This is a genomic window from Methylobacterium sp. 142-1Y (assembly GCF_057747795.1).
The window spans coordinates 1,796,071-1,822,017 of record NZ_CM173224.1 but is presented as its reverse complement, the minus strand read 5'-3'; the positions used below and the strand labels follow the sequence as shown (position 1 = coordinate 1,822,017).

General features: G+C 69.5%; 27 protein-coding genes. 16 read left to right on the top strand and 11 right to left on the bottom strand.

Annotated features, from left to right (window positions below):
* Positions 1 to 143 precede the first annotated feature (143 nt).
* Positions 144 to 422, bottom strand: a complete 279-nt coding sequence (locus AC3AOF_RS08395; RefSeq protein ID WP_236991154.1) for a virulence factor — start codon at positions 420 to 422, stop codon at positions 144 to 146.
* Positions 422 to 637 (bottom strand): DUF5397 family protein, encoded by a 216-nt coding sequence (locus tag AC3AOF_RS08390; protein WP_488348215.1) that lies wholly within the window; start codon positions 635 to 637, stop codon positions 422 to 424. Before AC3AOF_RS08390 ends, AC3AOF_RS08395 begins: the two co-directional genes overlap by 1 nt.
* 128 nt (positions 638 to 765) lie before the next feature.
* On the opposite strand from AC3AOF_RS08390, the gene AC3AOF_RS08385 reads away from it, so the two are divergent.
* The gene (locus AC3AOF_RS08385; protein ID WP_488348214.1) at positions 766 to 2,100 is read left to right on the top strand and encodes an MFS transporter; all 1,335 of its coding nucleotides are present in this window, start codon (positions 766 to 768) and stop codon (positions 2,098 to 2,100) included.
* 42 nt (positions 2,101 to 2,142) lie between these two features.
* On the opposite strand, the gene AC3AOF_RS08380 is transcribed toward AC3AOF_RS08385, so the two are convergent.
* Positions 2,143 to 2,613 (bottom strand): GNAT family N-acetyltransferase, encoded by a 471-nt coding sequence (locus tag AC3AOF_RS08380; protein ID WP_488348213.1) that lies wholly within the window; start codon positions 2,611 to 2,613, stop codon positions 2,143 to 2,145.
* A gap of 81 nt (positions 2,614 to 2,694) precedes the next feature.
* Entirely contained in the window at positions 2,695 to 2,946 is a 252-nt protein-coding gene (locus AC3AOF_RS08375) for a hypothetical protein (RefSeq protein WP_488348212.1), read from the bottom strand.
* Between the two features lie 348 nt (positions 2,947 to 3,294).
* Here AC3AOF_RS08375 and AC3AOF_RS08370 point away from each other — a divergent pair, with 348 nt between their 5' ends.
* Genes AC3AOF_RS08370 through AC3AOF_RS08360 form a run of 3 tightly spaced genes read left to right on the top strand, consistent with a single transcriptional unit; the run spans position 3,295 to position 7,293 of the window.
* Positions 3,295 to 4,605: a c-type cytochrome gene (locus tag AC3AOF_RS08370; RefSeq protein ID WP_488348211.1), complete on the top strand. Its 1,311-nt coding sequence runs from the start codon at positions 3,295 to 3,297 to the stop codon at positions 4,603 to 4,605.
* Between the two features lie 13 nt (positions 4,606 to 4,618).
* Positions 4,619 to 5,110: a (2Fe-2S)-binding protein gene (locus AC3AOF_RS08365; protein ID WP_488348210.1), complete on the top strand. Its 492-nt coding sequence runs from the start codon at positions 4,619 to 4,621 to the stop codon at positions 5,108 to 5,110.
* Entirely contained in the window at positions 5,107 to 7,293 is a 2,187-nt protein-coding gene (locus AC3AOF_RS08360) for a xanthine dehydrogenase family protein molybdopterin-binding subunit (protein ID WP_488348209.1), read from the top strand. Before AC3AOF_RS08365 ends, AC3AOF_RS08360 begins: the two co-directional genes overlap by 4 nt.
* 295 nt (positions 7,294 to 7,588) lie before the next feature.
* On the opposite strand, the gene AC3AOF_RS08355 is transcribed toward AC3AOF_RS08360, so the two are convergent.
* A complete protein-coding gene (locus AC3AOF_RS08355) occupies positions 7,589 to 8,212 on the bottom strand; it encodes a 2,3-bisphosphoglycerate-dependent phosphoglycerate mutase (protein ID WP_236991162.1) in 624 nt (207 codons plus the stop codon).
* A gap of 37 nt (positions 8,213 to 8,249) precedes the next feature.
* Complete coding sequence (gene dapB / locus AC3AOF_RS08350) at positions 8,250 to 9,047, bottom strand: 4-hydroxy-tetrahydrodipicolinate reductase (RefSeq protein ID WP_488348208.1); 798 nt, start codon at positions 9,045 to 9,047, stop codon at positions 8,250 to 8,252.
* 231 nt (positions 9,048 to 9,278) lie between these two features.
* Between dapB and AC3AOF_RS08345 the strand changes: the two genes are divergently transcribed.
* Entirely contained in the window at positions 9,279 to 10,310 is a 1,032-nt protein-coding gene (locus tag AC3AOF_RS08345) for an alpha/beta fold hydrolase (protein ID WP_488348207.1), read from the top strand.
* Here the strand turns inward: AC3AOF_RS08345 and AC3AOF_RS08340 are convergent.
* Positions 10,276 to 10,998: a MarC family protein gene (locus AC3AOF_RS08340; RefSeq protein WP_488348206.1), complete on the bottom strand. Its 723-nt coding sequence runs from the start codon at positions 10,996 to 10,998 to the stop codon at positions 10,276 to 10,278. The two genes, AC3AOF_RS08345 and AC3AOF_RS08340, sit on opposite strands and share 35 nt — an antisense overlap.
* On the bottom strand, positions 10,995 to 11,744 hold the full coding sequence (locus tag AC3AOF_RS08335; protein WP_488348205.1) for a methyltransferase domain-containing protein: 750 nt from the start codon (positions 11,742 to 11,744) through the stop codon (positions 10,995 to 10,997). The genes AC3AOF_RS08340 and AC3AOF_RS08335 overlap by 4 nt, the downstream gene beginning before the upstream one ends.
* A gap of 264 nt (positions 11,745 to 12,008) precedes the next feature.
* Between AC3AOF_RS08335 and gloB the strand changes: the two genes are divergently transcribed.
* From gloB to AC3AOF_RS08320, 3 genes are all read left to right on the top strand, one after another.
* Positions 12,009 to 12,788 carry a hydroxyacylglutathione hydrolase gene (gene gloB / locus AC3AOF_RS08330; protein WP_488348204.1) on the top strand — a complete coding sequence of 260 codons (780 nt, stop codon included), beginning with the start codon at positions 12,009 to 12,011 and terminating at the stop codon, positions 12,786 to 12,788.
* A gap of 5 nt (positions 12,789 to 12,793) precedes the next feature.
* The gene (locus AC3AOF_RS08325; RefSeq protein ID WP_236991168.1) at positions 12,794 to 13,243 is read left to right on the top strand and encodes a cupin domain-containing protein; all 450 of its coding nucleotides are present in this window, start codon (positions 12,794 to 12,796) and stop codon (positions 13,241 to 13,243) included.
* 349 nt (positions 13,244 to 13,592) lie between these two features.
* Complete coding sequence (locus AC3AOF_RS08320; RefSeq protein ID WP_236991169.1) at positions 13,593 to 14,450, top strand: outer membrane protein; 858 nt, start codon at positions 13,593 to 13,595, stop codon at positions 14,448 to 14,450.
* A gap of 618 nt (positions 14,451 to 15,068) precedes the next feature.
* Here AC3AOF_RS08320 and yddG read toward each other — a convergent pair.
* Complete coding sequence (yddG, locus tag AC3AOF_RS08315) at positions 15,069 to 15,959, bottom strand: aromatic amino acid exporter YddG (protein ID WP_488348203.1); 891 nt, start codon at positions 15,957 to 15,959, stop codon at positions 15,069 to 15,071.
* A gap of 83 nt (positions 15,960 to 16,042) precedes the next feature.
* On the opposite strand from yddG, the gene AC3AOF_RS08310 reads away from it, so the two are divergent.
* Both AC3AOF_RS08310 and AC3AOF_RS08305 read left to right on the top strand, forming a co-directional pair.
* Entirely contained in the window at positions 16,043 to 16,705 is a 663-nt protein-coding gene (locus tag AC3AOF_RS08310) for an alpha-ketoglutarate-dependent dioxygenase AlkB (protein WP_488348202.1), read from the top strand.
* Positions 16,706 to 16,791: 86 nt separating this feature from the next.
* Positions 16,792 to 17,751, top strand: coding sequence for a hypothetical protein (locus AC3AOF_RS08305; RefSeq protein WP_488348201.1), 960 nt, complete (start codon positions 16,792 to 16,794; stop codon positions 17,749 to 17,751).
* Positions 17,752 to 17,798: 47 nt separating this feature from the next.
* Here AC3AOF_RS08305 and AC3AOF_RS08300 read toward each other — a convergent pair whose 3' ends face one another.
* Entirely contained in the window at positions 17,799 to 18,725 is a 927-nt protein-coding gene (locus tag AC3AOF_RS08300; RefSeq protein ID WP_236991173.1) for a dihydrodipicolinate synthase family protein, read from the bottom strand.
* Between the two features lie 196 nt (positions 18,726 to 18,921).
* Here AC3AOF_RS08300 and AC3AOF_RS08295 point away from each other — a divergent pair, with 196 nt between their 5' ends.
* From AC3AOF_RS08295 to AC3AOF_RS08270, 6 genes are all read left to right on the top strand, one after another.
* A complete protein-coding gene (locus AC3AOF_RS08295) occupies positions 18,922 to 19,773 on the top strand; it encodes a D-amino-acid transaminase (protein ID WP_488348200.1) in 852 nt (283 codons plus the stop codon).
* Positions 19,774 to 19,982: 209 nt separating this feature from the next.
* Complete coding sequence (locus AC3AOF_RS08290) at positions 19,983 to 20,264, top strand: type II toxin-antitoxin system RelE/ParE family toxin (protein ID WP_488348199.1); 282 nt, start codon at positions 19,983 to 19,985, stop codon at positions 20,262 to 20,264.
* A 46-nt stretch (positions 20,265 to 20,310) separates the two neighbouring features.
* A complete protein-coding gene (locus AC3AOF_RS08285) occupies positions 20,311 to 20,631 on the top strand; it encodes a HigA family addiction module antitoxin (protein WP_203156743.1) in 321 nt (106 codons plus the stop codon).
* A 130-nt stretch (positions 20,632 to 20,761) separates the two neighbouring features.
* Positions 20,762 to 21,124, top strand: a complete 363-nt coding sequence (locus AC3AOF_RS08280; RefSeq protein WP_236991175.1) for a hypothetical protein — start codon at positions 20,762 to 20,764, stop codon at positions 21,122 to 21,124.
* 154 nt (positions 21,125 to 21,278) lie between these two features.
* The gene (locus AC3AOF_RS08275; RefSeq protein WP_236991176.1) at positions 21,279 to 22,571 is read left to right on the top strand and encodes an adenylosuccinate synthase; all 1,293 of its coding nucleotides are present in this window, start codon (positions 21,279 to 21,281) and stop codon (positions 22,569 to 22,571) included.
* Between the two features lie 73 nt (positions 22,572 to 22,644).
* Positions 22,645 to 23,997 (top strand): histidine kinase, encoded by a 1,353-nt coding sequence (locus AC3AOF_RS08270; protein WP_488348198.1) that lies wholly within the window; start codon positions 22,645 to 22,647, stop codon positions 23,995 to 23,997.
* A 253-nt stretch (positions 23,998 to 24,250) separates the two neighbouring features.
* Here AC3AOF_RS08270 and AC3AOF_RS08265 read toward each other — a convergent pair whose 3' ends face one another.
* A complete protein-coding gene (locus AC3AOF_RS08265) occupies positions 24,251 to 25,255 on the bottom strand; it encodes a hypothetical protein (protein WP_488348197.1) in 1,005 nt (334 codons plus the stop codon).
* Positions 25,256 to 25,947: the final 692 nt, after the last annotated feature.

Below are 25,947 nucleotides of genomic sequence, written 5' to 3'. Positions count from 1 at the left end.
CTCGCTCAGGCGAGGGCGATGCCCCACCGTGCTGCAAAGCTCTAGAGCACTTCACGATTGCGTTGTAATCGCGAAGCTCTCTAGGTTTTTGGTTTTGCCGCATTTTCTGCGACGAACCGGTATCCACTTCGTCGGAAAATGCTCTAGGCTTTTACTGTCGCCGTGAAATCAGACCACTGCTCGACCCGAAACGCCCGTATATCTCTCACGCATTGCGGGAACCACGGCAAGGCTTTGAGTGCCGTGATAGCCGCAAACAGCTTGGCCAGGTCTTCGGTCTTGCTGACATAGAGGCTGCCCTGGATCCAGTCGAAGCCATGAATTGCGAGAGTGGATCGAATGTCCGCGTAGGCCTGCGCGACGCCTCGCGGGTGATGCGTCTGGGTTTCGGCCACCACGAGGTCGAACGCGATGGCAAACATCAATGCTCCCTGGGATCGTCGAGAATGTCCGTAAAGCGATAATCCAGCTCCTCGCCTGTCTCGACGAGTCGCACTCGCATCAGGCAATCATCGTCGCCCAGCATCTGGCCGACATCCACGATCTCATAGACCGGGCCGGTCACGCCGAAGCGCCGCCATGTTCCGATCAGGTTCTGCGGCTGCGGCAGGGGCGAGGGTCCGATGCGGCGTTCCATGCCGCCATCGTACCCGATCGGGGCACGCGATGCCACGTCGCGGCCTGCCGAACTCAAGACAACCATGCTGTCCGTATCGCCACCGGCCCGACCTACGCGCCAATCCGGCGATCCATCGGGAGGACCCCATGACCACCGCATCTATGACCGCCGTCGCGGGCGCCGCCGCGCCGCCGGGCGGGGACGAGGCCCTGCGCCGCCAGGTGCTCGCCAAGCTCCGGCCGCGCATCGTGCTCTATTGCTTTGTCCTGTTCATCATCAACTACCTCGACCGGGTGAATGTCGGCTTCGCCGCGCTTCACATGAACAAGGATCTGGGGCTGTCGGCCACCGCCTACGGGCTCGGCGCCGGCATCTTCTTCCTCGGCTACATCGCCTTCGAGGTGCCGAGCAACATGATCATGCACCGGGTCGGGCCCCGGCGCTGGATCGCCCGGATCATGGTGAGCTGGGGCCTCGTCTCCGGCGGCATGGCCTTCGTGCAGGGGGAGTGGAGCTTCTACGCCATGCGCTTCCTGCTTGGCCTCGCCGAAGCCGGCTTCGTGCCCGGGATCCTGCTCTACCTCACCTACTGGTACCCGGCCCGCGACCGCGCCAAGGCGACCGCCGGCTTCATGACCGCGACGGTGCTCTCGAGCGTCATCGGCGCACCGCTCTCCGGCTGGATCCTGTCGGCCAACCCGACCTGGTTCGGGCTGGCCGCCTGGCAATGGCTGTTCATCCTGGAGGCCGCGCCGGCGGTGATCCTCGGCGTGGTGACGTTCTTCTACCTCGTCGACCGGCCCGAGGACGGGCGCTGGCTCGATGCGCAGGAGCGCACCTGGCTGATCCGCACGCTCGCCGAGGAGAACCGCCAGGTCGAGAGCGTCGGCTCGCACGAGTTCCGGGCGATCTTTCGCGATCACCGGGTGTGGCTGCTCACCCTCGTCTACATGTTCAACGCGGTGGCGGTGTACGGTGTGGTCCTGTGGCTGCCGCAGATCGTGCGCAGCATCAGCGGCCTCTCCGATTTGCAGACCGGTTTCGTTACGGCGATCCCGTTCGTCTTCGCGGCGATCGGCCTCGTGGTGGTGGCGCGCTCCTCCGACCGCACCGGCGAGCGCAAGTACCACACCGCCCTCTCGGCGCTGATCGGCGGCCTGTTCCTGGCCGCGAGCGCGGTGGCGCCGACGCCGTTGCTGAGCCTGCTGCTCCTCTGCGCCGCCGCCTTCGGGGTCTGGGCCTTGCTCGGCGTGTTCTGGGCCCTGCCGACCCAGTTCCTCACCGGGGCCGCCGCCGCCGGGGGCCTCGCGATGATCAACGGGCTTGCCCAGATCGCCGGCTTCGGCGGGCCCTACCTGGTGGGCTGGATCCGCGACGCGACCCAGAGCTTCACCCCTGCCCTGCTGGCGCTCTCGGCCGGACCGGTGATCGCCGCCCTCCTGTGCCTCGCCGTGCGGGTGCGGCGCGAGCCGGCGGCCTGACCCCCGTGCGCCGCGCGGGCTCCCGGGCCCGCGCGGCGTCTCCTATGCGGAAAGGTCCCGCCGCATCAGCGCGTACATCTTGTCCCGATGGGCGACCGTCTCGACCGTGCGCCAGCCGATCCGGGCGTAGATCCCTTCGGCGGTGCGGGTATAGAGCCACAGGGTCGCGACGCCGAGGGACGCGGCGTATGCCTCGACCGCGGCGACCAGCCGGGCAGCGTGGCCCCGGCCGCGGGCATGGGGCACGACGAAGACGCCGGCGAGCCAGGGGGTCAGGTCGGGCCGCGAATCGAGGTCGTGTGCCGCGAGGCTCGCCATGCCGACGGGCTCGTCGTCGACGAGGAGGACGAAGGTGCGGGGCATCGGCCCGGGGCCGGCGGCGCCCTCGGATTCAGCGGCCGTCACCTCGGCGAGGCTGCGTCCCTGGCCCTGCGCGAAGGCCTCCCAGCGCCAGCGCGCGGTGACGGGCACGAGGTCGGGCCGCTCGGTGTTGGTGACGATGGCATGAGGCATCGGGCGCTCCCCGGGACCAGCCGTGCTTCGCCCGATCGCGTCGCGTCCGTCAATGCCGGACGTTCTCGGTGCCACCCGCCGCTAATGCCAGCCTTGCCCGAAGCGGCCGGTCGAGTGCAGCAGGGTGTGCCCGCATTCGAGGCAGAGGTAGCGGGTCTCGACGCCGCCGCCGAACGCCTCGACGACGGGCGTCGAGGCCACCACCATCAGGCGGGCATGGGGCCGCTCCTGCCAATGCGCGCGCATCTGCCCGCAGCAGGCCCGGCAGGCCGCGTCGTCGGCGCTCATCGGGGGCGGTGGCCCGAACCGGGCCTGGAAATTCTGCTGGGCCATGCGGCGTCGATCTCGTGCGGTTCAAGCCGCATCCGAAACGATCCCGGATGGGAAGGTCCGTCGGCCCCACGGGATCAGCAAGAACGGGACCGGCGGGAGCGGTGAAAACCGGGCGGGCGGCCGTCCGCACGGGGTTGATCGGGCGGTAGCGCAGCGGCCCGACCGATACGGCTCAGCCTCATCCGCGTCACTCCGCCAATCGGACGATAGCACTGTTTCGCGGGATTGCGGCAAGACTGTGCGGAATTCAGCCTTGCGCGCGGCGGCGGGTCTCCCGGAACCGTGACGGGAGGCGCCGGTTGTCCCGCCACCGAAGGAGCGGGCCTTCGTCGTGGGAGGAGCCGGTTCGTGGTGCGTCGCCGGATCGCCATCGGGCTCGGAGGGGCTTTTCTCCTCGCGGCGATCGGGTTCGCGGCCGCGTCCTGGCGGCCTGCCCTCGCGCCCGGCGGGCCGACGCCGGCCGAGACCGCGCCCGAGCAGGTCCGCAAGGGCGCCGTCCTCGCCTCGCTCGGCTACTGCGCCTCCTGCCACACCGCGGAGGACGGCCGGCCCTACGCGGGTGGGCGCGGCGTCGGTACCCCGTTCGGGACCATCTACGCCACCAACATCACGCCGGACCCGGAGACGGGGATCGGCCGCTACACGCTCGCCGCCTTCACCCGGGCGATGCGCGAGGGCGTCGACCGCGAGGGGCGCCACCTCTACCCGGCCTTTCCCTACACCCATTACGCCGGCCTGACCGACCCGGACGTCGCCGCCCTCTACGCCTTCGCGATGACCCGCGAGCCGGTGCGGGCCGAGGCGAAGGCCAACGCCCTGCCCTTCCCGTTCTCCTGGCGCCCGCTCCTCGCCGGCTGGAAGCTGCTGTTCTTCCGCGAGCCCAACATCCCGGCCGATCCGCGCCGGGACGCGGCGTGGCACCGCGGCGCCTATCTGGCCGAGGCCCTGAGCCATTGCGGCGCCTGCCACAGCCCCCGCAACCTGCTCGGCGCCGAAGTGAGGACGAAGGCCTATTCCGGCGGGGAGGCCGACGGCTGGTGGGTGCCGCCCCTCGACCGCTCCTCGCCCGCGCCGCTCCCCTGGAGCGAGGCGGATCTCACCCGCTACCTCGCCGAGTGGGACCCGCTCCATGGCGGGGCCGCCGGCCCGATGCGCCCGGTGGTCGAGGCCCATCGGACCGTGCCGGCCGACGAGATCCGGGCGCTCGCTTCCTACGTCGCGACGCTCTATGGCCGCGGCCCCGCCGGCAGCCGCACCGGCCCTGTCGACCGGGCGATGCCGGCCGACGATCCGGCGTTCGCCCGGGGTGCCGCGACCTATGCGGGCGCCTGCGCGGTCTGCCACGAGAGCGGCGGAGGTGCCGCCGGCGGCGTGCCCTACACCACCTCCTCGCTCGGCCACCGCACCACCTTGCGGGCACCCGATCCCCGCAACCTGATCCTGGTCCTTCGCGACGGCATCGCCCCGCGGGAGCACGCGCCGGGGCCGATCATGCCGGCCTATGGGACGACGCTGACGCCGGACCAGACGACCGATCTCGCCGCCTATTTGCGGGCCCGTTTCAGCCCCGACGGACCGTGGCCCCGCCTCGGCGAGACGGTGCGGGACCTGATGCGCCAAGCCCCCCGCCCCGGCGCCCGGGCCGAGTCAGCGCCTTGACGAGGAGACGCCGATGCCGATCCTGACGGTGAACGGACGCACGCAGAAGGTCGCGGCCGAGCCCGAGACCCCGCTCCTCTACGTTCTGCGCGACGAACTGGGGCTCATCGGGGCCAAGTTCGGCTGCGGGCTCGGCCAGTGCGGCGCCTGCACGGTGGAGGTCGAGGGACGCGCGGTCCTGTCCTGCCTCACCCCGATCGGCGTGCTGGAGGGGCGGCCCGTCACCACCGTCGAGGGGCTGGGATCGCCGGAGAATCCGGGCCCGCTCCAGGCCGCCTTCATCGCCGAGAACGCGGCGCAATGCGGCTACTGCATCGCCGGCATGGTGATGCGGGCCCATGCCCTGCTGCGCTCGAATCCGCATCCGAGCGACGTCGAGATCCGCGACGGTTTGCGGCTCAACCTGTGCCGCTGCGGAACCCATATGCGGATCCTCGCCGCCGTGCGCCGCGCCTCCGGCCGGGACGCCGGGCATCCGCCCGCCTCCACGGGAGCGACGCCGTGACCGCGCTCACCCGGCGCACGCTCCTCGTCGGCGGCGCGCTCCTCGTCGGGATCGGGCTGCCGCGTCAGGCCCGGGCGGCGCTGCCCGGCAGCCTAGCGCAAGCGCCGCGGATCGATGCCTGGATCCGGATCGGCGAGGACGGAGCCGTTACGGTGATGACCGGCAAGGCGGAACTCGGCCAGGGCCTCAAGACGGCTTTTATCCAGGTCGCCGCGGAGGAGCTGGGGCTGGAGCCCGCCTCGATACGCCTCGTCACCGCCGATACCGAGCTGACCCCGGACGAAGGCTATACCGCCGGCAGCCACTCGATGCAGGATTCAGCCACCGCGATCCGGCACGCCGCCGCGGCCGCGCGGGCCCTGCTCCTCGACACCGCCGGGCGCCGTCTCGGCCTGCCGCCGGACGGCTTGCGAATCGACGGCGGCGCGGTGGCCGCGCCGGACGGGCGGCGCCTCCCGCTCGCCGAGGTCGCCCCGGAGATCGAACTCGACGCACCGGTGCCCGAGAGGGTCTCCCTTCGCGATCCGGCGACTTACACCCTCGTCGGCCAGCCGCTGCCGCGGGTCGACATCCCCGCCAAGGTCGCGGGCAGCGCAGCCTATGTCCAGGATATCCGCGCGCCGGGCATGGTCCATGCGCGGATCGTGCGCCCGCCTCGCCCCGGCGCCCGTCTCGTGAACGTCGACGCGGACGCGGTCGCCTCCCGCCCCGGGGTGATCCGGGTGCATCGCGACGGCAGTTTCCTGGCGGTGCTAGCCGAGCGCGAATACGCCGCCGTGACGGCGATGCGGGCGCTCGCCAAGGGAGCGGTCTGGCAGGGCGGCACGCCGGTGCCGGAGCCGGACGCGCTCTTCTCCGACCTCGCCGGGATGCCGGCGAAGCGGACGCTCATCCACGCGGCCGGCCTCGATGCGCCGGTGCCGCCGGGACGCCGGATCGCCGCGCAGTACCGCCGACGCTACCAGATGCACGGCTCGATCGGCCCGTCCTGCGCGGTGGCCGAATTCGACGGCAGCCGCCTCACCGTGTGGTCGCATGCGCAAGGGATGTTCCCCCTGCGCAAGGCGCTTGCCGAGATGCTGTCCCTGCCCGAGGAGCAGGTTCGCTGCATCCACGTCGAGGGGTCGGGCTGCTACGGCCATAACGGCGCCGACGACGCCGCGGGCGACGCGGCGTTGCTCGCCCGCGCCCTCCCCGGCCGGCCGGTGCGGGTGCAGTATACCCGCGAACAGGAGCATCTGTGGGAGCCCTATGGCGGCGCGATGATGACCGAGGTCTCCGCCGTGCTGGGGCCGGACGGGCGGATCGCCGACTGGGATTACGCGGTGCGCAGCCCGACCCACCTCACCCGCCCGCCGGGTGCGGGCCAGTTGCTCTCGGCCCGGATGCTGGAGACGCCTTTTGCCGCCCCACCCCCGAAGGCGCTGCCGCAGCCCGAGGGCGGCGGCGACCGCAACGCCATCCCGCTCTATCGTCTGCCCCGGGCCCGGGTGGCGCACGACTTCGTCTCCGACATGCCGCTCAGGGTCTCGGCCCTGCGCAGCCTCGGCGCCTACATGAACGTGTTCTCGATCGAGAGTTTTTGCGACGAACTCGCCGATGCGGCGGGCGCCGATCCGGTCGCGTTCCGCTTGAAGCATCTCGACGATCCGCGGGCCCGCGCCGTGATCGAGGCCGCCGCCTCCCGCTTCGGCTGGGGGCAGGCGCTCCCGAAGGGCCGCGGCGCCGGCTTCGCCTTCGCGCGCTACAAGAACCTCGCGGCCTATTGCGCGCTCGCCGTCGAGGTGGAGGTGACGCGCGAGAGCGGCCGGGTCCGGCTGGTGCGGGCGCAAGCTGCGGTCGATGCCGGCCAGGTCGTCAACCCCCACGGCATCCGCGACCAGATCGAGGGCGGGATCATCCAGGCGATGAGCTGGAGCCTGTTCGAGGCGGTGGCGCACGATGCGGAGGGGCCGACGAGCCGCGACTGGAGCACCTACCCGATCGCCCGCTTCCCCGACATTCCCGAGCGCCTCGACGTCCACCTGATCGACCGTCCCGGCCAGCCTTTCCTCGGTGCCGGCGAGGTCGCGCAGGGGCCGACGGCGGCGGCGCTCGGCAATGCGATCCGGCGGGCGGCGGGGGTGCGCCTGCGCGAATTGCCGATGCGACCGGAGATGGTGAAGGCGGCGATCGGGGTGTGATCCCAACGATCGCAAGACAACGGCCGCTGGCCGCGGTCGCGATACACGACAAAACTGGCACCGTCGCAGCTGCCTGTCCCACCCACGACCTCATCCTGAGGTGTTAGTGGATCGAAGATCGACTGACCTCGAAGGAGGGCTCCAGACATCTGCGAGCTTCCTGGAGCCCTCCTTCGAGGCTGCTACGCAGCACCTCAGGATGAGGTCGTGGATGGGAAAACAGGTCGTGCCCGAGATCGACATCAACGCGTCGACGTCTTGGGCCGTCGGCATGACCCTCGGGCAACTCCGTCGCTCAATCGCGGTCCAGAACTTCCTTCGAGGCGACGGTGGTGTCGTCCTTCAGGTGGTAGACCAGCGGCACGCCGGTATGGAGCTCGAGGCCGGGAATCGTCTCGGTGGTGAGGCCGTCGAGCACCATCACCAGGGCGCGGAGCGAGTTGCCGTGGGCCGCGACCAGCACGCGCTCGCCGCGCATCACCCGAGGCAGGATCTCCCGCATCGTGTAGGGCAGCACCCGGGCCACGGTGTCCTTCAGGCTCTCGCCGCCGGGCGGGGGCACGTCGTAGGAGCGGCGCCAGACATGCACCTGCTCCTCGCCCCACTTGGCGCGGGCGTCGTCCTTGTTGAGGCCCGAGAGGTCGCCGTAATCGCGCTCGTTGAGGGCGGCGTCGGCGTGGGTCGGTAGGCCGGACTGGCCGAGCTCCTCCAGGATCAGCGCGCAGGTGCGCTGGGCCCGGGTAAGGTCCGAGGTGAAGGCGACGTCGAACTGCACGCCCTTCGCCTTCAGCCGCCGCCCGGCCGCCCGCGCCTCCTCGACGCCGAGCTCGGTGAGCCCGGGATCCTTCCAGCCGGTGAACAGGTTCTTCAGGTTCCACTCGCTCTGGCCGTGGCGCGCGAGGACGAGAAGACGCTCCATGATGCGTATCGCTCCGTGATCTCGAGGAAACAGGGTTTCAGAGGCCCAGCACGTCGTCCATGCCGTAGAAGCCGGGCTCGCGGGATTGCGCCCAGAGGGCGGCCTTGACGGCACCGGCGGCGAAGAGGCCGCGGTCGCTCGCCAGATGGGTGAGTTCGATGCGCTCGCCGGCACCGGCGAAGATCACGCTGTGCTCGCCGACCACGCTGCCGCCGCGGAGCGTCGCGAAGCCGATCGTCCCGGGCTCGCGCGGGCCGGTATGGCCGTCGCGCACCGCCACCTTGCGCTGGCTGAGCGCCACGCCCCGGCCTTCCGCCGCCGCCTCGCCGAGCAGCAGCGCCGTGCCGGAGGGCGCGTCCACCTTGTGGCGGTGGTGCATCTCCAGGATCTCGATGTCGAACTCGTCGCCCAAAGTCGCCGCGACCTTGCGAACCAGGCCGGCCAGCAGGTTGACGCCGAGCGACATGTTGCCCGACTGCACGATCCGGGCGTGGAACGCCGCCGCCTTGAGCTTGGCGAGATCGTCCGGCGACAGGCCGGTGGTGCCGACCACGTGGACGATGCGGGCCTGGGCGGCGAGTTCGGCGTAGAACACCGTCGCGGCCGGTGCCGTGAAGTCGAGGACGCCGTCGGCCTCGGCGAAGGCGGGAAGCGGATCGTCGGTGACGGCGACGCCGAGCGGCGGCAGCCCGGCGAGCACGCCGGCATCCTGGCCCAAAGCCGGCGAACCCTCGCGCTCGATCGCCCCGGAGAGCGTGCAGCCCTCGGTCTCGGCCACGGCCTGGATCAGCATCCGCCCCATGCGCCCGGAGGCGCCGACGACGACGAGACGCATGGGTCACGATCCTTGTCTTGGCGGCCTCCGGCCGCACTCGCCTCGTATGGGCGGCTCACGGCCGCTCGTCCGGGCCTCGTACAGGGGTCGGTGGGTGCTGCCAAGGCGAGCCCGGAAGAAAGCGCAACCCGGCCGAAAGACCGAGAGCCGAGAAAGACGCTCCCGGGGATATGCGCCGGACCGCGATGGCCCCATCTTATCCCGCAGTGCAGCAATCGCGCCGGAGATCCCATGGCCTTTCGGTTCGTTCCCGGACGCACGACCCGCCGCGCCGCCAGCGGCGCGGTGCAGGTCCTGCGCGCCACCGCCAAGGCGAATGCCGCCGCGGCGCGCCGCACCGGCGCCCTGATGCAGCGCGGCGCCGAGGCGCTGAAGAAGGACGAGCCGGCGCACAGGCCGCCGGGGCGCTTCATCGAGGTCGACGGGGTGCGGGTGCACGCGATCGTCCGCGGCAAGGGAAGACCGGTGGTGCTGATCCACGGCAACGGCACGATGGCGGAGGATTTCGTCATCTGCGGGCTGGTGGAGCAACTGGCCAAGAATTACCGCGTCATCGCGATCGACCGGCCCGGCTTCGGCCATACCGAGCGGCCGCGGCACTGGGTCTGGACCGCCGCCGCGCAGGCGCGGCTCGTCGGGCACGTGCTCGCCGCCCTCAACGTCGAGCGGCCGGTGGTGGTCGGCCATTCCTGGGGCACCCTCGTGGCGCTGGGCTTAGCCATCCACGAAGGCCTCGACCTGCGCGGGCTGGTGCTGCTCTCCGGCTATTACTATCCGGGCCGGCGGGCCGACGTGGCGCTGATCTCGGCCCTCGCCGTGCCCGGCCTCGGCGACGCGGCCCGCGCCCTGACGCCGGGGGCGGTCGGACGGGCGATGGCGCCGCAGGTCTTCCGCCACGTCTTCAAGCCGCAAGCCGTGCCGGCCCGGTTCACCGCGCGCTTCCCCGTCGCGCTCTCGCTCTCGGCCACGCAAAGCCGGGCGAGCGCCGAGGACACCGCCAGCATGAACGCCGCCGCCGCCCTGCTCCAGCCGCGCTATGCGGGGTTGCGGCTGCCGGTGGCGATCCTGTCGGGGGATGCCGACGCGGTCGTGGAGCCGGGCGAGCAATCCTGCCGCCTGAACGCCGAGGTGGCGGGCAGCACCCTGACCCTGCTGCCGGGCCAGGGCCACATGATCCACTATTCGGCCAAGGCCCGGATCCTGCAGGCGGTCGAGGCGCAGATGGCGCTCACGGGACGGCGGTTGTCCTGGCAGTCGCGATGAGGGGTCCCAGCACGTCGGTGACCCCGGTCAGCGTGATCTGGGTGCCGACGCAGAGGAGCAGGAAGGCGGCGAGGCGCCCGAGCACCCGGGCCCTGGCATGGCCGAGCCGCTCCACCAGCCGATCGGCCGAGGCGTAGGCCAGCAGCACCATCAGGGCGATGACGAGCGAGGCCGCCGACGCCCCGGCGAGGTAGCCGATCCGGTCGGCGCCGCCATCCGGCCGCCCGGCGCCGAGCGCGATCGCCACCGCGATGGTGCCGGGCCCGGTGGTGAAGGGCAGGGTCAGGGGGAAGAACGCGATCTCGGCGAGGGCGGTCGGCTCGGGACCGTCCTCGCTGCCCTGGACCGGCTCGGCCTGCGCGGTCTTGCGCGCCTCGCGCTGTTCGGGCGCGGCCAGAAGGCTCCAGGCCTGCGCCGCCACCACGAGGCCGCCGGCGATGCGCAACGCCGCGAGCGAGATGCCGAAGAAGCTGAGCACCGACGCCCCGGCCCAGAGCGAGACCAGCATCACGGCCGCCGCGTAGACGCCGATGCGGCGCGACAGCCACGTGCGCTCGTCGTGACTGCGGCCGGCCGTCACCTGCGCGAAGATCAGCGCCGCCCCGGGCGGGTTGACGATCGAGAACAGGGCCGAGAAGGCCAAGAGGAAGCTCTGAGCTGCGGCCTCCGCGCCCGGAAACGGCATCACGCGCCACCCGGCACCGGGGCGGGCACCGGCACCGGCACCGGCAGCACCCGGGCGCGCAGGCGCGCTGCCTTGCGGGCCTGGATCGCGACCGGGCGGTGGAGCTGCTTTGTCGCCTCGACCACGTGCAGGCCGGCGAAGGGCAGCGACAGGCCGGTGCCGACCCGCTCCCAGGCGCTCGCGGTCTTAACGGTGAGCCAGCCCTCCACGGGCGGCACGTAGAGGGTCTCGGCCCAGTCCTCGGGGGAGAAGAGCGTCTCGCGCATCAGGCGTCCGAGCTGCGAGCGGCTGTAGGGCTGGCCGTGGCCGAAGGGCGTGGCGTCCCGCCGCGCCCACAGGCCGCGGCGGTTGGGAACCGCGACGATCAGCCGGCCGCCGGGGGTGAGCACGCGCCAGACCTCCTGCATCAGCTCGGCCGGGCTCTCCACCGCCTCGATGGCGTGGATCAAGAGCACCCGGTCGAGGGCCGAGTCGGGCAGCGGCATCATGGTGGGATCGACGAGGCAGGAGGCCGAGCGGCCGGAACCCGGCCAGTTCGTCACGCCCTGCGTCGCCGGCATGAAGGCCATGGTCCGCTCGGCGGCGTGCCGCACCGGGCCGAGATAGGGCACCGCGTAGCCGAGGCCCATCACCCGGAGTCCTGAGACCGAGCCGAGCATGCGGTGGACCGTGCGGCCGACGAGACGCTGCGCCACCGCCCCGAGGGGGCTGGCGTAGAAGGCGCGCAGGTCGGTGACGTCGAGGCTCATCGGGTCTCGGGGTCGAGGGGCGGCGGGCGTGAGCGCGCTCATGCCGTGGAAACCATGAATGGGGAGTGGCGCGAAGCGCGGCAAGGCGTCAACCCCAAGGCGTCAACCCCGAGGCTTGCCCCCCGACGGCGACCCCGTCCACGCCCCGCTCTTCGCCCCGGCCCGGTCGCGCGGGCGTGGATTCGCCCTATCTCGCTGCAGGAGATTCCCGCCGGGAGCCCGGCGAAGAATCCTGTCCCGTGAATCCTTCGAGGAGGCGCCGCCATGCCCGAGATCCGCCCCGAGATCCGCACCTTCCCGTGCCGAAGCGACAATATCGGCGTGCTGATGCGCGACCCCGAGACCGGCGCCTGCGCGGCGATCGACGTGCCGGAGGCGGCGGCCGTGCTGCGCGCCCTCGACGAGACCGGCTGGCGCCTCACCGACATCCTGGTCACCCACCGTCACGGCGACCACGTCGAGGGCATCCCCGAGGTGAAGGCGCGGACCGGGGCCCGGGTGACGGCCCCGGCGCGGGCCGGCAACGCGGTACCGCAAGTGGATGCGACCGTGCGCGAGGGCGACGTGGTGACGGTGGGCTCGCTCGCCGCCGCCGTGTGGGAAACGCCCGGCCATTGCGACGACCACGTCACCTACTGGTTCGAGGCGGCGGGCCTCGCATTCGCCGGCGACACCCTGTTCACCCTCGGCTGCGGCCGGGTGCTCGAAGGCCCGCCCCAGGTGCTGTGGCGCTCGCTGTCGCGCTTCCTGCCCCTGCCCGACGAGACCGTGATCTATTCCGGCCACGACTACGTGCTGTCGAATGCCCGCTTCGCGCTGGCCGCCGAGCCGGGAAACCGCAACCTCGCCGACCGGGCGGCCCTGGCCGAGAAGGCCAGGGCGGAAGGGCGCTTCCTGGTGCCCACTACCCTTGGCGAGGAGAAGGCCACCAACCCGTTCCTGCGCGCCACCGAGCCGGCGCTCGCGCGTGCCGTCGGGATGGAGCCCGGCGCCGACCCGGCGGCGGTATTCACGGCCCTTCGCGAATGGAAGAACCGGTTCTGACGACGATGCAAAACCTCACCGCCCGGAATCTCACCGCCCTGGAGGTCGTGCGCCTGCTCGACCTCAAGCCCCATCCGGAGGGAGGGCATTACCGCGAGACGTTCCGCGATTCCCGCGAGATCGACGGGCGTCCCGCCTCGACGGCGATCTACTACCTGCTCGATATCGGCGAGACCTCGGAATGGCACCGGGTCGATGCGACGGAGGTCTGGCTCTGGCATGCCGGGGCGCCGATGGTCATCACCACCAGCCCCAACGGCCACGATGCCGAGGCGCGTCATCTCGGTCCCGACCTCGCCCGGGGGCAGCGGCCGCAGATCGTGGTGCCGGCCCATCACTGGCAGACCGCCACCAGCCTCGGCGCCTGGACCCTGGTGAGCTGTACCGTGGCGCCGGGCTTCCGCTTCGAGGGTTTCGAGATGGCGCCGCCGGACTGGCGGCCGATGCCGCGCTGAAGGCCGGACCGGGAGCCTGCAAGGCTCCCGGCCGCTCCCGTTTTCGAAAGCCGTCCCGCTTAAGGGCGAGCGACGCGGACGCGATCCGGCGCCACGAGAGCCTGCCGGGAGACGGGCCGTGAGACGGATGGTGCGGAGAATAAGACGCCGGGTACGGTATCGCTTATTCCCAATACATACAGTCTGTGCCTTGGACAAAATCACCTATTTCCAAATCGTAAACGTTTCCATCTTGTAGAGTCCAAGTCCGGCGTTTGACAAAACCGATGAGTGTTGCAGAAAAATCATATCGTGCCTCTGCGACATCGGGCATATTGCCGATCGTGACACTCCACTATCGGTTGTACCAATGAACAAGTTCCTGGCCGGCCTGGCCGCGTTCACCGCCCTCACCTCGGCAGCCGCCGCGGCCGACCTGCCGCGCCGCGCCGCCCCGCCGCCGGTCTTCACCCCGGTGCCGGTCTTCACCTGGACCGGGTTCTACCTCGGCGTGAATGCCGGCTACGGCTTCGACGCCAACAGCCGCAGCACGTCCCGGTACAACCTTCCGGCCGGATCGGTGATCGGCTCGGAGACCACCAACGGCGTCGTCAGCCTCAACACGAACCGGACCGATAATTCCGGCTTCACCGGCGGCGCGCAGATCGGCTACAACTACCAGTTCACGCCGGGCTCGGGCTTCGTGGTCGGCCTCGAGGCCGACGCCCAGTATGTCGACTTCGCCCGTCGCACCCGGGGCACGCTGAACTACGGCTTTGCCGGCAATACCGGCCTGGCCTTCGCGCCGCCCGCGGCCACCGTCTTCACCAGCGGCAACGGCCTCGACTATTTCGGCACCGTCCGCGGCCGCCTCGGCTACGCCTTCGACCGCACGCTCGTCTACGGCACCGGCGGCTTCGCCTACGGCTCGGGCAGCGAGGACCAGAACTTCGCCGGCGGCCGCTTCCGCGACAGCTTCCGCACCGGCTACGCGGCCGGCGGCGGCATCGAGTACGCGCTGCCCACCGACTCGTTCCTGAACTTCTTCCGCTCGAACGCCGTCACGCTGAAGGTCGAAGGCCTCTACGTGAACCTCGACAGCAAGAAGGACGCCTTCCGCGGCTTCTACGATCTCGGCACCAACGCCGTGTACCTGCGCGGTGCCGCCGCCAACACCGAGTTCGCCGTCGTCCGCGCCGGCCTGAACTACAAGTTCGGCTCGTACTGATACGCAATCCGGAAGATCGCTTCAGGATTGCGTATCACCAGCCCGCGCGGCGCGTGAGCGAAGCCGATTTCCGCATCGCGAAGCGATCAATCGGAAATCATATGAGACCCGGCTCGCGCATCGTCCGACGAACCGGACCTCGGTTCGTCCCAGGACATGCGGCAGGGTCGATGACGACGGATCGGCGCCCGATCACCGTGATCGGGCGCTGTTCCTCGCTCGATGGGCGCCCGCTCGACGCATCGGCGGACCGGGACCAACAGGAGGGCAGCGCGATCTGACATGAGTTTCTGATCGACCTTACGGATCCCCAGCCCCGATCAACTGGCCCGCGAGGTCGGCCCCCGGACGCAGTCGCTGCATCCGGGGGTTTTGGTCGTTGGGCACGGTACACGACAGTGGCGCGAAAACCGCAGCGATTCCCTCTCCCACCCGCGACCTCAGGATGAGGTCGCGGGTGGGAGAGCCCCAAAGCCGGTAGGCCTCAGGCCACTGTCGTGTACCGGGGTCGTTCGGGCGGCCGGGGATCGAAATCCCTGACTTCGAATCGTTCTCGTCGACGAACCGGTTCCGGCGTCGTCGGGAAACGCTCTCGCCGTCCGATCGGGCTTGCTCCCTCTATCTCCCGCCCTGCGCCGCCTCCCGCGCGCTCCCCGCCCGCGTCGCCACCAGGGCCCCCGCCACGATGAGCCCGCAGGCCAGCGCCAGCGACCAGGTCGCCGGGGCGTAGCCGGCGGCGACGAGGATCAGCGTGGAGAGAACCGGGGCGGCGTAGGAGCCGACGCCGAGGAGGCGGATGTCGCCGCGCTTCACGCCGATGTCCCAGAGGTAGAACGCCGCCCCGACCGGGCCGAGGCCGAGGGCCGCCACCGCCGCCCATTGCGCCGGATCTCGCGGCCACACCGTGCGCTCGAAGGCGAGGTGGCAGACGAGGCTCAACGCCGCGGTGGCGAGGCAGAAGCCCGCCACCGCATCGGTCGGCACCGCCCCGACCCGGCGCGACAGGACCGAGTAGCCCGACCACAGGAAGGCGCAGGCGAGGGCCGCCGCGTAGCCCGGCAGCGCGGCGGCCTCGAAGCTGAGCGACCCGCGGCCGAGGAACAGCGTGACCACCCCGGCAAGCCCGAGCAGCGCTCCGGCGAGATGCGCCGCGCGCAAGCCCCCCTCGCCCGGCAGCAGGGCGGAGAACAGCACGATCAGCAGCGGCCAGAGATAGCTGATGAGCCCGGCCTCCGCCGGCGGCGCGAGGCGCAGGGCCGCGAAGTACAGCGCGTGGTAGCCGAACAGCCCGACGATTCCGAGCGCCCAGACCGGGAGCGGCTGGCGCAAGGCGGCGAGGCCGGAGGGCCGCGCGATCCAGCTGGCGCAGCCCAGCAGCCCGCCGACCAGGAAGGTCATGGCGGCGAGCTGGAACGGCGGCACCGCGCCGGAGGCCGCGGTGAACAGGGCGAGCAGCGACCAGAGCAGGATGGCGCCGGAGCCGATCAGGGTGGCGGAGCGGATCGTCATGCATGTCGCCCTACCACGGCCGGCTCTGCCGGCTCACCCGGAAATCGGATAGGAGGGGCGCCGTCCGCCAGAGGAGCGCGCCCGTGATCGAACTCGCCCCCGGCCTGATCCACCACCCGGGCTATCTCGACGCCGCGGCGCAGGGTGCGCTCGCGGCCGACCTCGCGGCGATCTTGCGCGAGGCACCGCCCTTCACCCCGACGATGCCGCGCACGGGCAAGCCGTTCTCGGTGCGGATGTCGAATTGCGGCCCCCTCGGCTGGGTCTCCGACCGGGCCGGCTACCGCTACCAGGCGGCGCATCCGGAAACCGGCCGGCCCTGGCCTTCGATGCCGGCGGCGGTCCTGCGGGCCTGGTCCGAACTCGCCGGCTGCCCGGCCGAGCCGGAGGCCTGCCTCGTCAACCTCTACGCGCCCGGTACCCGGATGGGACTGCACCAGGACCGGGACGAGGCGGAGTTTTCGGCTCCCGTGCTCTCCCTGTCGCTGGGGGCCACCGCCCTGTTCCGCTACGGGGGGCTCCAGCGCTCCGACCCGACCCGCTCGGTGCGGCTCGCCTCCGGCGACGCCCTGGTGATCGGCGGGCCCTCGCGCCTGGTCTTCCACGGCGTCGACCGTCTCCTGCCGGCCGACCTGCTGGCATCCGCCTCGGGACCGGTCCTGCCCGAGGCCGTGGCGCCGGGCGGGCGCCTCAACCTGACCTTGCGGCGCGTCACGGAGATCCGTCGCGCTTGCGGCCGCGCTTGACAGAGCGGCGCGCACGGCCGACGCATCCGGCGACGGTCCTGCCGCCCGATCCCGGGCGGCGTCTCTTACGAACCGAGACGAGTCTGATGGCGACGAGTCCCCTGCCGCTGCGCGTTGTGGCCCTTCTGTCCTGCCTTGCCGGCCTGCCGGCCGGGGCGTGGGCGGCCGATCCGGTCTATCCGCCGGGCTCGCGCTTCGGCTTCGAGCCGGCCAAGGAGATGGTGGTGTCGCGCCGCTTCACCGGTTTCGAGCGGGAGGGCGGCGGCGCCACGGTCTCGGTGGTCGAGCTGCCGGCCCAGGCCTACAAGGACCTCACCACCAACTTCACCGACGAGAACCTGAAGAGCCAGGGCCTGGTGGTGAAGACCCGCGAGACCCTGAAGCTCGCCGACGGGCGCGAGGGCCTGCTGGTCACCGGCGAGCAGCCGATCGAGCAGCCCGCCGGGGCACCGGCCCTGCACAAATGGGTGTTCCTGGTCTCGGACCCGACGGTCACCGGCATCGTCATCGGCCAGACCCTGCCGACGGCCGAAACCGACGATGCGATGCGCGCGATGCTGACCAGCGTGCGGGTGCGCCCGGCCCTCACCCTCGACCAGCAGGTCGCGGCCCTGCCCTTCCGGGTCGTCGACACCGCGGGCTTCCGCCCGGTGCGGGTGCTCGGCGGCAACTCGGTGCTCTATACCGAGGGGCCGAAGGACCAGATGATGAACCTGGAGCAGCCGATCCTGGTGCTCGCCGAGGCGGTGCAGCCGGCGCCAGGCGCCGAGCAGCGCGACGCCTTCGCGAAGGCCGCGCTCTACTCGAACCAGACCATGAAGGACTTCGCGATCGAGCGCTCGCAGAGCTTCCGCCAGAACGGCGCCGACTGGCACGAGATCGTGGCCCGGGCCGTCGACGTGCCGTCGGGCACGCCCGTGGTGGTGTCCCAGACCATCCGCTTCCAGCCCGACGGCTATTTCCGTGCCGTCGGCGTGGTCCGCGCCCAGGACCGTGAGGCGATCCTGCCGCGCTTCCGCAAGGTGGTGGACGCGATCGCGTTCTGATCACCCTCCCGTCCGCGGCCCCTGGCGAGGCCGCGGACGGGATGCCGTCAGAGCCGCGCCCGCGGATCGTGCCGGGCGAGGCGATCGAGCAGGAAATCCACCTCGGCCTTCGCCGTCGCCGAGAGGCCGCCGCCGGGCTTGCGCTGGGCGTCGGAGGCCAGGATGCCGCGGCGCATCAGCACGTATTTGCGCACGGCCAGCCCGAGGCCCGGCTGCTGCTCGTAGCGTAGCAGCGGCAGGTGGGCGTCGAAGATGTCGTGGGCGCGCTCGCGCTCGCCGGCCGCGGAGAGCCGTACGACATCCACCAGCATCTCCGGGAAGGCGTAGCCGGTATTGGCGCCGTCGGCGCCGCGCTCGCACTCGAAATCGAGGAACAGGCCGCCGTTGCCGCACAGGATCGAGAGCGGCCGCAGCGAGCCGTCGCGCTGGAAGGCCCGCAGCGCCGAGATTTTTTCCAGCCCCGGCCAGTCCTCGTGCTTGAGCATGACGCAGTTCGGGTTGTCGGTGACGATGCGGCGGATGACGCCCGGCGTCATCACCACGCTCAAGGTCAGCGGATAGTCTTGAATCACGAACGGCACGTCCGGCCCGATCACCTCGGCGGCCTGGGCGTAGTAGCCGACGATCTGGTCGTCGGTGCGCAGGGACGAGGGCGGCGCGATCATCACGGCGGCGGCGCCCGCCTCCATCACCGCCCGGGTCAGCGACCCCATCGCGGCGAAGCCCGGAGCCGAGACGCCGATGACGACCGGGAGCTTGGTGCGCCGGATCACCCGCGAGGCCACAGCCACGGCCTCCGCGCCGTCGAGCTTGGGCGCCTCGCCCATGATGCCGAGCACGGTGAGGCCGGTGGCGCCGATCTCGCCGTAGAAATCGGTCATCTTGTCGATCGAGGCCTCGTCGATGCGGCCGTCCGGGTGGAACGGGGTCGGGGCGATGGGGAAGACGCCCTTCGCGTCGGGGGTGAGCCGCATGTCGTTTCCTCTCGTGTTCGCCGGACGATAGGTCGTGGCTGCGGCCCCGCGCAACCGCCGCGCGCGCTCGCCGCCCGCACGAATCATGCAAGGCCGGGTCTCCGGAATCGCGCTTGCCGCCGGGCGCCGCGCGGTGCTTCAAGGACGGCTTGTTCGTGACCGGCCGCGCCGTCGGCCCCGCGAGAGGAAGACCCGCATGTCCCGCATCGTCTACGTCAACGGCCGCTTCGTCCCCTTCGAGGAGGCGACGATCCCGATCATGGACCGCGGGTTCCTGTTCGCCGACGGGATCTACGAGGTGAGCGCGGTGCTGAACGGTCGCCTCGTCGACAACGAGGCCCACCTCGCCCGCCTCGACCGCTCGCTCTCCGAGATCGGCATCCGCAATCCCCACACCATCGCCGAGTGGACGCGGCTCGAGGAAGAGCTGGTCACCCGCAACGGGCTCAGCGAAGGCCTCGTCTACATGGAGGTCACCCGCGGCGTGGCCGAGCGCGACTTCGCCTTTCCGCCCGAGGGCACGCCGCCGACCGTGGTGATGTTCACGCAGGCCAAGATCGTCTCGTCGAACCCGCTCGCCGAGCGCGGCGCCAAGGTCATCTCGGTCGAGGATCTGCGCTGGAAGCGCCGGGACATCAAGTCGGTGGCGCTGCTCGCCCAGGTGCTGGCCAAGCAGCAGGCCGCCGCCGCCGGCGTCGCCGAAGCCTGGATGCACGAGGACGGCCTCGTCACCGAGGGCGGGTCGTCCACCGCCTTCATCATCACCGAGGACGGCCGCATCGTCACCCGCCCGCTCTCGACGGCGCTCCTGCCCGGCATCACCCGCCGGGCGGTGATGCGGCTCGCCGAGGAGAACGGCCTGACGGTGGAGGAGCGCGCCTTCTCGATCGACGAGGCGCTTCAGGCCTCCGAGGCGTTCTTCACCTCGGCCTCCGCCTTCGTGATGCCGGTGGTCGAGATCGACGGCCAGCGCGTCGGCGGCGGCCAGCCCGGCCCGATGACGCGGAAGTTGCGGGAGCTGTACCTCGACATGGCGAAGGCGGGCTGAGCATCCATCCGGCCGGCCGCGGATCCCTGAAGCGGTCGTTGGATCGGGGATCGAGCCGACCTCGGAATGCTCGGGATAAACCTGGGCATCTCCCTATTCGGCCATCCGCGTGAGAGCGGATCGCGGTCACGTCGGTATCGTTCGCCGATACCTTCCGCTTGACGGCGCGTATCGTTGTGCGATACCAATCGCCGATAAGGGGCCGCAGCGTGATCCGCAGCTTTGCCAATGGTCGGACCCGAGACGTGTTCGAGGGGCGGCAGCCGAAAGGTATCCCCGCGCACATTCTCAAGACGGCACGGCGCAAGCTCAACTATCTCGACGCAGCGACCTCCCTCGATGCGTTGAAGGTTCCGTCAGGCAACAAGTTGCATCCATTGCTCGACGAGCGCGCCGGGCAGCACGCCATTTGGATCAACGACCAGTTCCGCTTGTGCTTTCGCTGGACCGAGACTGGTCCGGAAGATGTAGAGATCGTGGACAATCACTGACTACCACTGTTGGGGCTGCGCCCCGCTCCTCTGGAGACAAGGTGGCATGAGCACCGAGTACGAAACCGATACCATCCTTCCGCCGATGCACCCCGGCGAGGTGCTGCGGGAGGAGTTCATGGTTCCGCTGAACCTGACGGCGTATGCGATCGCGAAGGCGTGCCGCGTGCCGCGCACCCGGATCGAGCGCATCGCCCGTGAGGAGATCGGCATCACCGCCGATACGGCCCTGCGGCTCGGGCGCTACTTCGGCATGGACCCGCAGGTGTGGGTGAATCTTCAGAGCCGCTTCGATCTTCTGACGGCCCGCAACGCGATCGGTGCGGACATCGATGACATCCGCCCGCTGGAACGAGAGGCGGCGTGAGGCGCTACCGCTGGGAGCCGAAAGGCGGCAGCGAATCAATTGAGGGTCCGGTTGCAAAGCCAAGCGGAGCCGGAACCCACGGGTGCCGGCCCGGTTTCCCTGAGGAGACTCCATCCTCAGGAGAACCCCCATGACCAAGCTGATGCGCGGCGGGCTGGCGATGCTGGCGATCGTCGCAGGCGCGACCGCCGCCCTCGCCCAGTCGCCCGAGGTGCCCCTGAAGGGGCGCGACCGCGACCCGAACCTGCCGCCCCTCAACCAGACCATCCCCGAGAAGGTGCGGCCGGGCGACGCGACCTCGAACGCCGACAAGTCGGACACCACCGGCTCGACCCTGAGCGACAAGCTCCAGCGCTCGGACGGCGTGATCAAGCCGCCGGCCACGGGCACGCCGGACATGGCGGTGAAGCCGCCGGAGCCGACCCCGAACTCGACCCCGGTGATCAAGCCGGGCGAACTGCCGGGGCAGGGCCCGAATACCGAGGCCAAATAACGTTGTGCAGGGCGGTTGTTCCGGCCGTCGCTTGATTTCCCGGCCGGGATCGCCGAAGAGCGCATACGCGTGACACCATCCGCAAGCCGATCAGCCCCGCGCTTCACACGCGCCGGGGCTTTTCGCGCGGCGGGCAGGGACGGGTATTTGTGATATGGCGAACGTCGTCGTCGTGGGCGCCCAGTGGGGCGACGAGGGCAAGGGCAAGATCGTCGACTGGCTCTCGGAGCAGGCCGACGTCGTGGTGCGCTTCCAGGGCGGGCACAATGCCGGCCACACCCTCGTCATCGACGGCGTGACCTACAAGCTATCGCTCCTGCCGTCCGGCGTGGTGCGCGGCGGCACGCTGTCGGTCATCGGCAACGGGGTGGTGGTCGATCCCTGGCACCTCATCGAGGAGATCGCCAAGATCGGCCAGCAGGGTGTGGCGATCACGCCGGAGAACCTGCGCATCGCCGACAACGCGACGCTGATCCTGCCGCTGCACCGCGAGCTCGACCATTTCCGCGAGACCTCGAACGCGGTCCTGAAGATCGGCACCACCAAGCGCGGCATCGGCCCGGCCTACGAGGACAAGGTCGGCCGCCGGGCGATCCGCGTCGTCGACCTCGCCGATGCCGAGATGCTCGACGCCAAGATCTCGCGCCTGCTTGCCCACCACAACGCCCTGCGCCGGGGCCTCGGCATCGACGAGATCGACGGTGCGGCGCTGAAGGCCGAGCTTTTGGCCATCGCGCCCAAGATCCTGCCCTTCGCCGATACGGTGTGGGCGCTCCTCGACGATGCCCGCCGCTCCGGCAAGCGCATCCTGTTCGAGGGCGCGCAAGGCGCGCTCCTCGACGTCGATCACGGCACCTATCCCTACGTGACGTCCTCCAACATCGTGGCGGCGCAGGCCGCGACCGGCTCGGGCCTCGGCCCGGGGGCGATCGGCTACGTGCTCGGCATCGTCAAGGCCTACACCACCCGGGTCGGCGAGGGTCCGTTCCCGACCGAGCTCACCGACGCGATCGGCGAGCGGATCGGCGAGCGCGGCCGCGAATTCGGCGTCGTGACCGGGCGCAAGCGCCGCTGCGGCTGGTTCGACGCCGCCCTGGTGCGCCAGACCGTGCGGACCTCAGGGATCGACGGCATCGCGCTGACCAAGCTCGACATCCTCGACGGCTTCGAGACGATCCAGATCTGCACCGGCTACCGCCTCGACGGCCGCGAGATCGACCACTTGCCGGCGAGCCAGGCCGACCAGGCCCGGGTCGAGCCGATCTACGAGGCCTTCGAGGGCTGGAGCGAGACCACCGCGGGCGGCCGCTCCTGGGCCGACCTGCCGGCCCAGGCGATCAAGTACGTGCGGCGGATCGAGGAGCTGATTGGCGCGCCGGTGGCCCTGCTCTCGACCTCGCCGGAGCGGGACGACACCATCCTGGTCCACAACCCCTTCGAGGATTGAGGGGAATTCGGCGCGACGTCAGGCGGGCGAAGCTTGACGCCCGCCGCCCCGCACGACAAGGCATGCGGCGACCATGGCCGATTACTATCCCCTGCTCGCCCGCGCCCTCGAGGCCCTGCCCGACCGTTCGCCCGATCTGCGGCACACGGTCTATGAGCGCGCCCGCGCGGCGCTGATCGGTCAGCTCCGCTCCCTCGATCCGCCCCTGTCGGAGGCCGACATCGAGGCGGAGCGCGTCTCCCTCGACCGGGCGATCGCCCGGCTCGAGATCGAGCACGGCGGTCCTCCGGAGCCCGCGGCCCCGGAGCCGCCGCCGCGGGAAGCCCCCCAACTGCCCGAGGCCACAACGCCGCCGGGGGTGATGCCGCCGGACGCCCATACGGCTCCGGAGACCGCCACGCTCTCGGACCCGTCCCGCGCTGCCCCTCCCGAGCCGCCGGCCCCGCACCACGCCGACGCCCTGCCGGAGGCCGGCCCGCCGGTGGAGCTGAAGCTGCCGCCGACGCGGCCGCGGAATCCGGAGCCGGTCGAGGAGCCGGGGACCACGGAGACGGGCCCTGCCGCCCCGCAGCGCCCGCGCCTCGACGTGGTGGCGCCCAAGCGCGACCGATCGCGGCTGGTGCGCAACGGCATCGTCGCGGCGGTTCTGGCGACGGTCGTCGGCGCCATCGCGGTCACCGCCTGGTCCTTGCGCGACAACCCCGCCGCCCTGCCGACGGGCTTTGCCGAGAACGGCCCCAACCGTCCGGCCGAGAACCAGGATTCGAAATTCGCCGACCGGGTCGGCGGCGAGCGGGTGCCCCTGGCCGCCTCGTCGCCCGCGCCGGCCCCGGCGGCCGCCGCGCCGCAAGGCAGCGCTCCCCGCCCCTCGCCGACGCCCGACATCGCGGTGGCGCAGCGCGGCACGCTCTACGAGGAGAATGGCGGCCAGGGCGCCGCCCCGAAGGCGATCCAGGCCCGGGTGGTCTGGCGCCTCGACGCCGTCAATGCCGGCCAGGGCCAGCCGCTCCAGACCGTGGTGCGGGGCACGGTCGACGTGCCCGATGCGGGCCTGAGCCTGGCGATGGTCCTGCGCCGCAACACCGACGCGACCCTGCCGGCGTCGCACATCCTCGAACTGACCTTCACCTCGACCGACCCGAACCGCACCGTGCGCGATGTCGGCCTGATCCAATTCAAGGACGACGAATCCGGACGCGGCTCCCCGGTCTCCGGCCTGCCGGTACCGGTGCGCGACAACCTGTTCCTGATCGGCCTTTCGAACCTGAAGGCCGATATCGAGCGCAACACCGACCTGCTCCTCAAGCGAAACTGGATCGACCTGCCGATCCGCTACGCCAACGGCAACCGCGCGATCCTGACCTTCGAGAAGGGCAATGCCGGCGAGAAGGTGTTGCGGGAGGCGTTTGAGCAGTGGCAGCAGTAGAATTTTTTTGTCTGATTTTGCCTCGATACCTCTCTCGCATAAGGAATTTCGGGGCATCATACGACTTCCGGAGGATCGCTTACGGACGTCATATCACAAGCCCGTGCGGCGTCTGAGTGAAGCCGATTTCCGCATCGCGAAGCGACCAGTCGAAAATCGTATCGCTGCGAAGGAGTAACACCTGACGAAATGTTTTGGTTTCGTCAGGCGCACCTACCTGAATTCGAGGCAAATTCAGAGGATGAAATTCAACTTAGCATTTATCATCCCTGATTTCGGGCGCGTTGAGGCAAGCCCTGACAAATTTTCTATCTTCAATGGGTTGGTTGAAAACCAGTCCCGGACGACGTGACCAATTGATGTCATCAACAAAGCTCAATTTGACTTCGGAGTCTGCGTTGCAAGACCTCAACGGCGCTACCAACGGGCCGCTATTGTTCCAGCCTGCAAAATCGACATTAAAACAATAATTTTTTGGCATTGTCGCTGTGCTGTCATCGATAACAGCCAGAAGTGTATGTATAGTTCGAGATTTTCCCTTCCCGATCAACGTTCCACCGATCATAAGCTTGACCTGAATTCCAACGAAGAGGTCGACGGGACTGGAGCGCTTGGCATGTCCTGACCATTCTACAACAGTTCTTACACGATTGTGGCCATGATAATTTCTGTTTGCAAGCACGCCGCGCAGTTCATCCGGACTGAATACGACACTGCGAACGTCAGAGAGAACATTCTTTTTTACAGTTCGGCCGCCCCCGTCAGCGTTCTCGATAAATATCGCTATTGTTTCCACCTGTCCCGCAGTATCCCATTCGACTTTTAATGGATCCAAGTCTACGAGAATGCCACTCGAATCGGGGCCATTAGATGATACTGCGCCCGGCGGTCGTGGATTGACACTCAACGGCTCAGGTCTACTGGCGAAATAAATGCCGCATCCTATCAACAATGCACAAACAACAAGAACAGCAAACGTTGTCGCATATTGAAGATATACTATGTGCCGTATGACTTTGATATCTTGCTCGTTGACTGCCTTCCGCGCATCGGCATCCTCACGTAGTAATTTTTCAATGCGCGCCGGGGTCAGCGACGCATAATCCTTGACGTCCACGTTCGGGGCCGCACGCAGCTTTTCAATAATTGACTTTATTATATCTCCACCGATGCGATACTGACCAGCCCATAAATAGGCAAATAATCCCGCCACACCCAGCACAGCGGGAAGTCCCTTTAGAAACGTAATCACGTCCATGGAATGCCCCAGAGTTGATGCGGCAGAATCGACGCATCCGAGTAGATGGTGCAGAAAAAGCGATATGACCAGCGTCCAGACGACATTTCGGCTGAAAACTCGCACCCAATAACGGACGCATGAATTTTCAAACAACCCCCCCCCTCTACATCCGCATAATGGCTTCATAAATTGCCGTGAGTTACATTATATTCAAAAAAAATATAAACTAACCATAGATATAATAGACCAATATCACTATGATTGCGACCTTCAGGACATCGAGGTTCGAATTCGCCAAATCCGTCATGGCAATCTTACCCAGCGTCAGAACCCCGCAGACAGAATTTTCGTTCCGGTTTGGCTGAAAGTGCACAGCGCGGCATGACACGCTTACTTACGGGTCCAATTTCACGGCAACCCGTTTTACCCGGACAATCTTACCTGAGGCAGCCCGCATTCGCTGCGATCCATGACTACGCCGCTCTTCAGACCCTCCTGACAGTCGGTCTCCTCACCCCCCCAGCCTTGACTTGCGCCGTCTCTGCTTCTTCGCCGGCAGCCCTGCGGCATGCCGATCGACTTGACGATGTCCTGCTGCTACCGAGTGTGCGCTTCCGCGGCATCGCCGCTGCGCGGTCAAGGCGGTGCCGGTCGACACACTCGCCGTGGCGCCAATCCTCTGGCCTCTCGTCGTCATCGGCCTCTTCCCG

Excerpts from the sequence above, each read along its gene's own strand:
- AC3AOF_RS08395 (WP_236991154.1), bottom strand. The coding sequence starts at position 422 with ATGTTTGCCATCGCGTTCGACCTCGTGGTGGCCGAAACCCAGACGCAT.
- AC3AOF_RS08390 (WP_488348215.1), bottom strand. The coding sequence starts at position 637 with ATGGAACGCCGCATCGGACCCTCGCCCCTGCCGCAGCCGCAGAACCTG.
- AC3AOF_RS08385 (WP_488348214.1), top strand. The coding sequence starts at position 766 with ATGACCACCGCATCTATGACCGCCGTCGCGGGCGCCGCCGCGCCGCCG.
- AC3AOF_RS08380 (WP_488348213.1), bottom strand. The coding sequence starts at position 2,613 with ATGCCTCATGCCATCGTCACCAACACCGAGCGGCCCGACCTCGTGCCC.
- AC3AOF_RS08375 (WP_488348212.1), bottom strand. The coding sequence starts at position 2,946 with ATGGCCCAGCAGAATTTCCAGGCCCGGTTCGGGCCACCGCCCCCGATG.
- AC3AOF_RS08365 (WP_488348210.1), top strand. The coding sequence starts at position 4,619 with ATGCCGATCCTGACGGTGAACGGACGCACGCAGAAGGTCGCGGCCGAG.
- AC3AOF_RS08355 (WP_236991162.1), bottom strand. The coding sequence starts at position 8,212 with ATGGAGCGTCTTCTCGTCCTCGCGCGCCACGGCCAGAGCGAGTGGAAC.
- dapB (WP_488348208.1), bottom strand. The coding sequence starts at position 9,047 with ATGCGTCTCGTCGTCGTCGGCGCCTCCGGGCGCATGGGGCGGATGCTG.
- AC3AOF_RS08345 (WP_488348207.1), top strand. The coding sequence starts at position 9,279 with ATGGCCTTTCGGTTCGTTCCCGGACGCACGACCCGCCGCGCCGCCAGC.
- AC3AOF_RS08335 (WP_488348205.1), bottom strand. The coding sequence starts at position 11,744 with ATGAGCCTCGACGTCACCGACCTGCGCGCCTTCTACGCCAGCCCCCTC.
- gloB (WP_488348204.1), top strand. The coding sequence starts at position 12,009 with ATGCCCGAGATCCGCCCCGAGATCCGCACCTTCCCGTGCCGAAGCGAC.
- AC3AOF_RS08325 (WP_236991168.1), top strand. The coding sequence starts at position 12,794 with ATGCAAAACCTCACCGCCCGGAATCTCACCGCCCTGGAGGTCGTGCGC.
- AC3AOF_RS08320 (WP_236991169.1), top strand. The coding sequence starts at position 13,593 with ATGAACAAGTTCCTGGCCGGCCTGGCCGCGTTCACCGCCCTCACCTCG.
- yddG (WP_488348203.1), bottom strand. The coding sequence starts at position 15,959 with ATGACGATCCGCTCCGCCACCCTGATCGGCTCCGGCGCCATCCTGCTC.
- AC3AOF_RS08305 (WP_488348201.1), top strand. The coding sequence starts at position 16,792 with ATGGCGACGAGTCCCCTGCCGCTGCGCGTTGTGGCCCTTCTGTCCTGC.
- AC3AOF_RS08300 (WP_236991173.1), bottom strand. The coding sequence starts at position 18,725 with ATGCGGCTCACCCCCGACGCGAAGGGCGTCTTCCCCATCGCCCCGACC.
- AC3AOF_RS08295 (WP_488348200.1), top strand. The coding sequence starts at position 18,922 with ATGTCCCGCATCGTCTACGTCAACGGCCGCTTCGTCCCCTTCGAGGAG.
- AC3AOF_RS08285 (WP_203156743.1), top strand. The coding sequence starts at position 20,311 with ATGAGCACCGAGTACGAAACCGATACCATCCTTCCGCCGATGCACCCC.
- AC3AOF_RS08280 (WP_236991175.1), top strand. The coding sequence starts at position 20,762 with ATGACCAAGCTGATGCGCGGCGGGCTGGCGATGCTGGCGATCGTCGCA.
- AC3AOF_RS08275 (WP_236991176.1), top strand. The coding sequence starts at position 21,279 with ATGGCGAACGTCGTCGTCGTGGGCGCCCAGTGGGGCGACGAGGGCAAG.
- AC3AOF_RS08270 (WP_488348198.1), top strand. The coding sequence starts at position 22,645 with ATGGCCGATTACTATCCCCTGCTCGCCCGCGCCCTCGAGGCCCTGCCC.
- AC3AOF_RS08265 (WP_488348197.1), bottom strand. The coding sequence starts at position 25,255 with ATGGACGTGATTACGTTTCTAAAGGGACTTCCCGCTGTGCTGGGTGTG.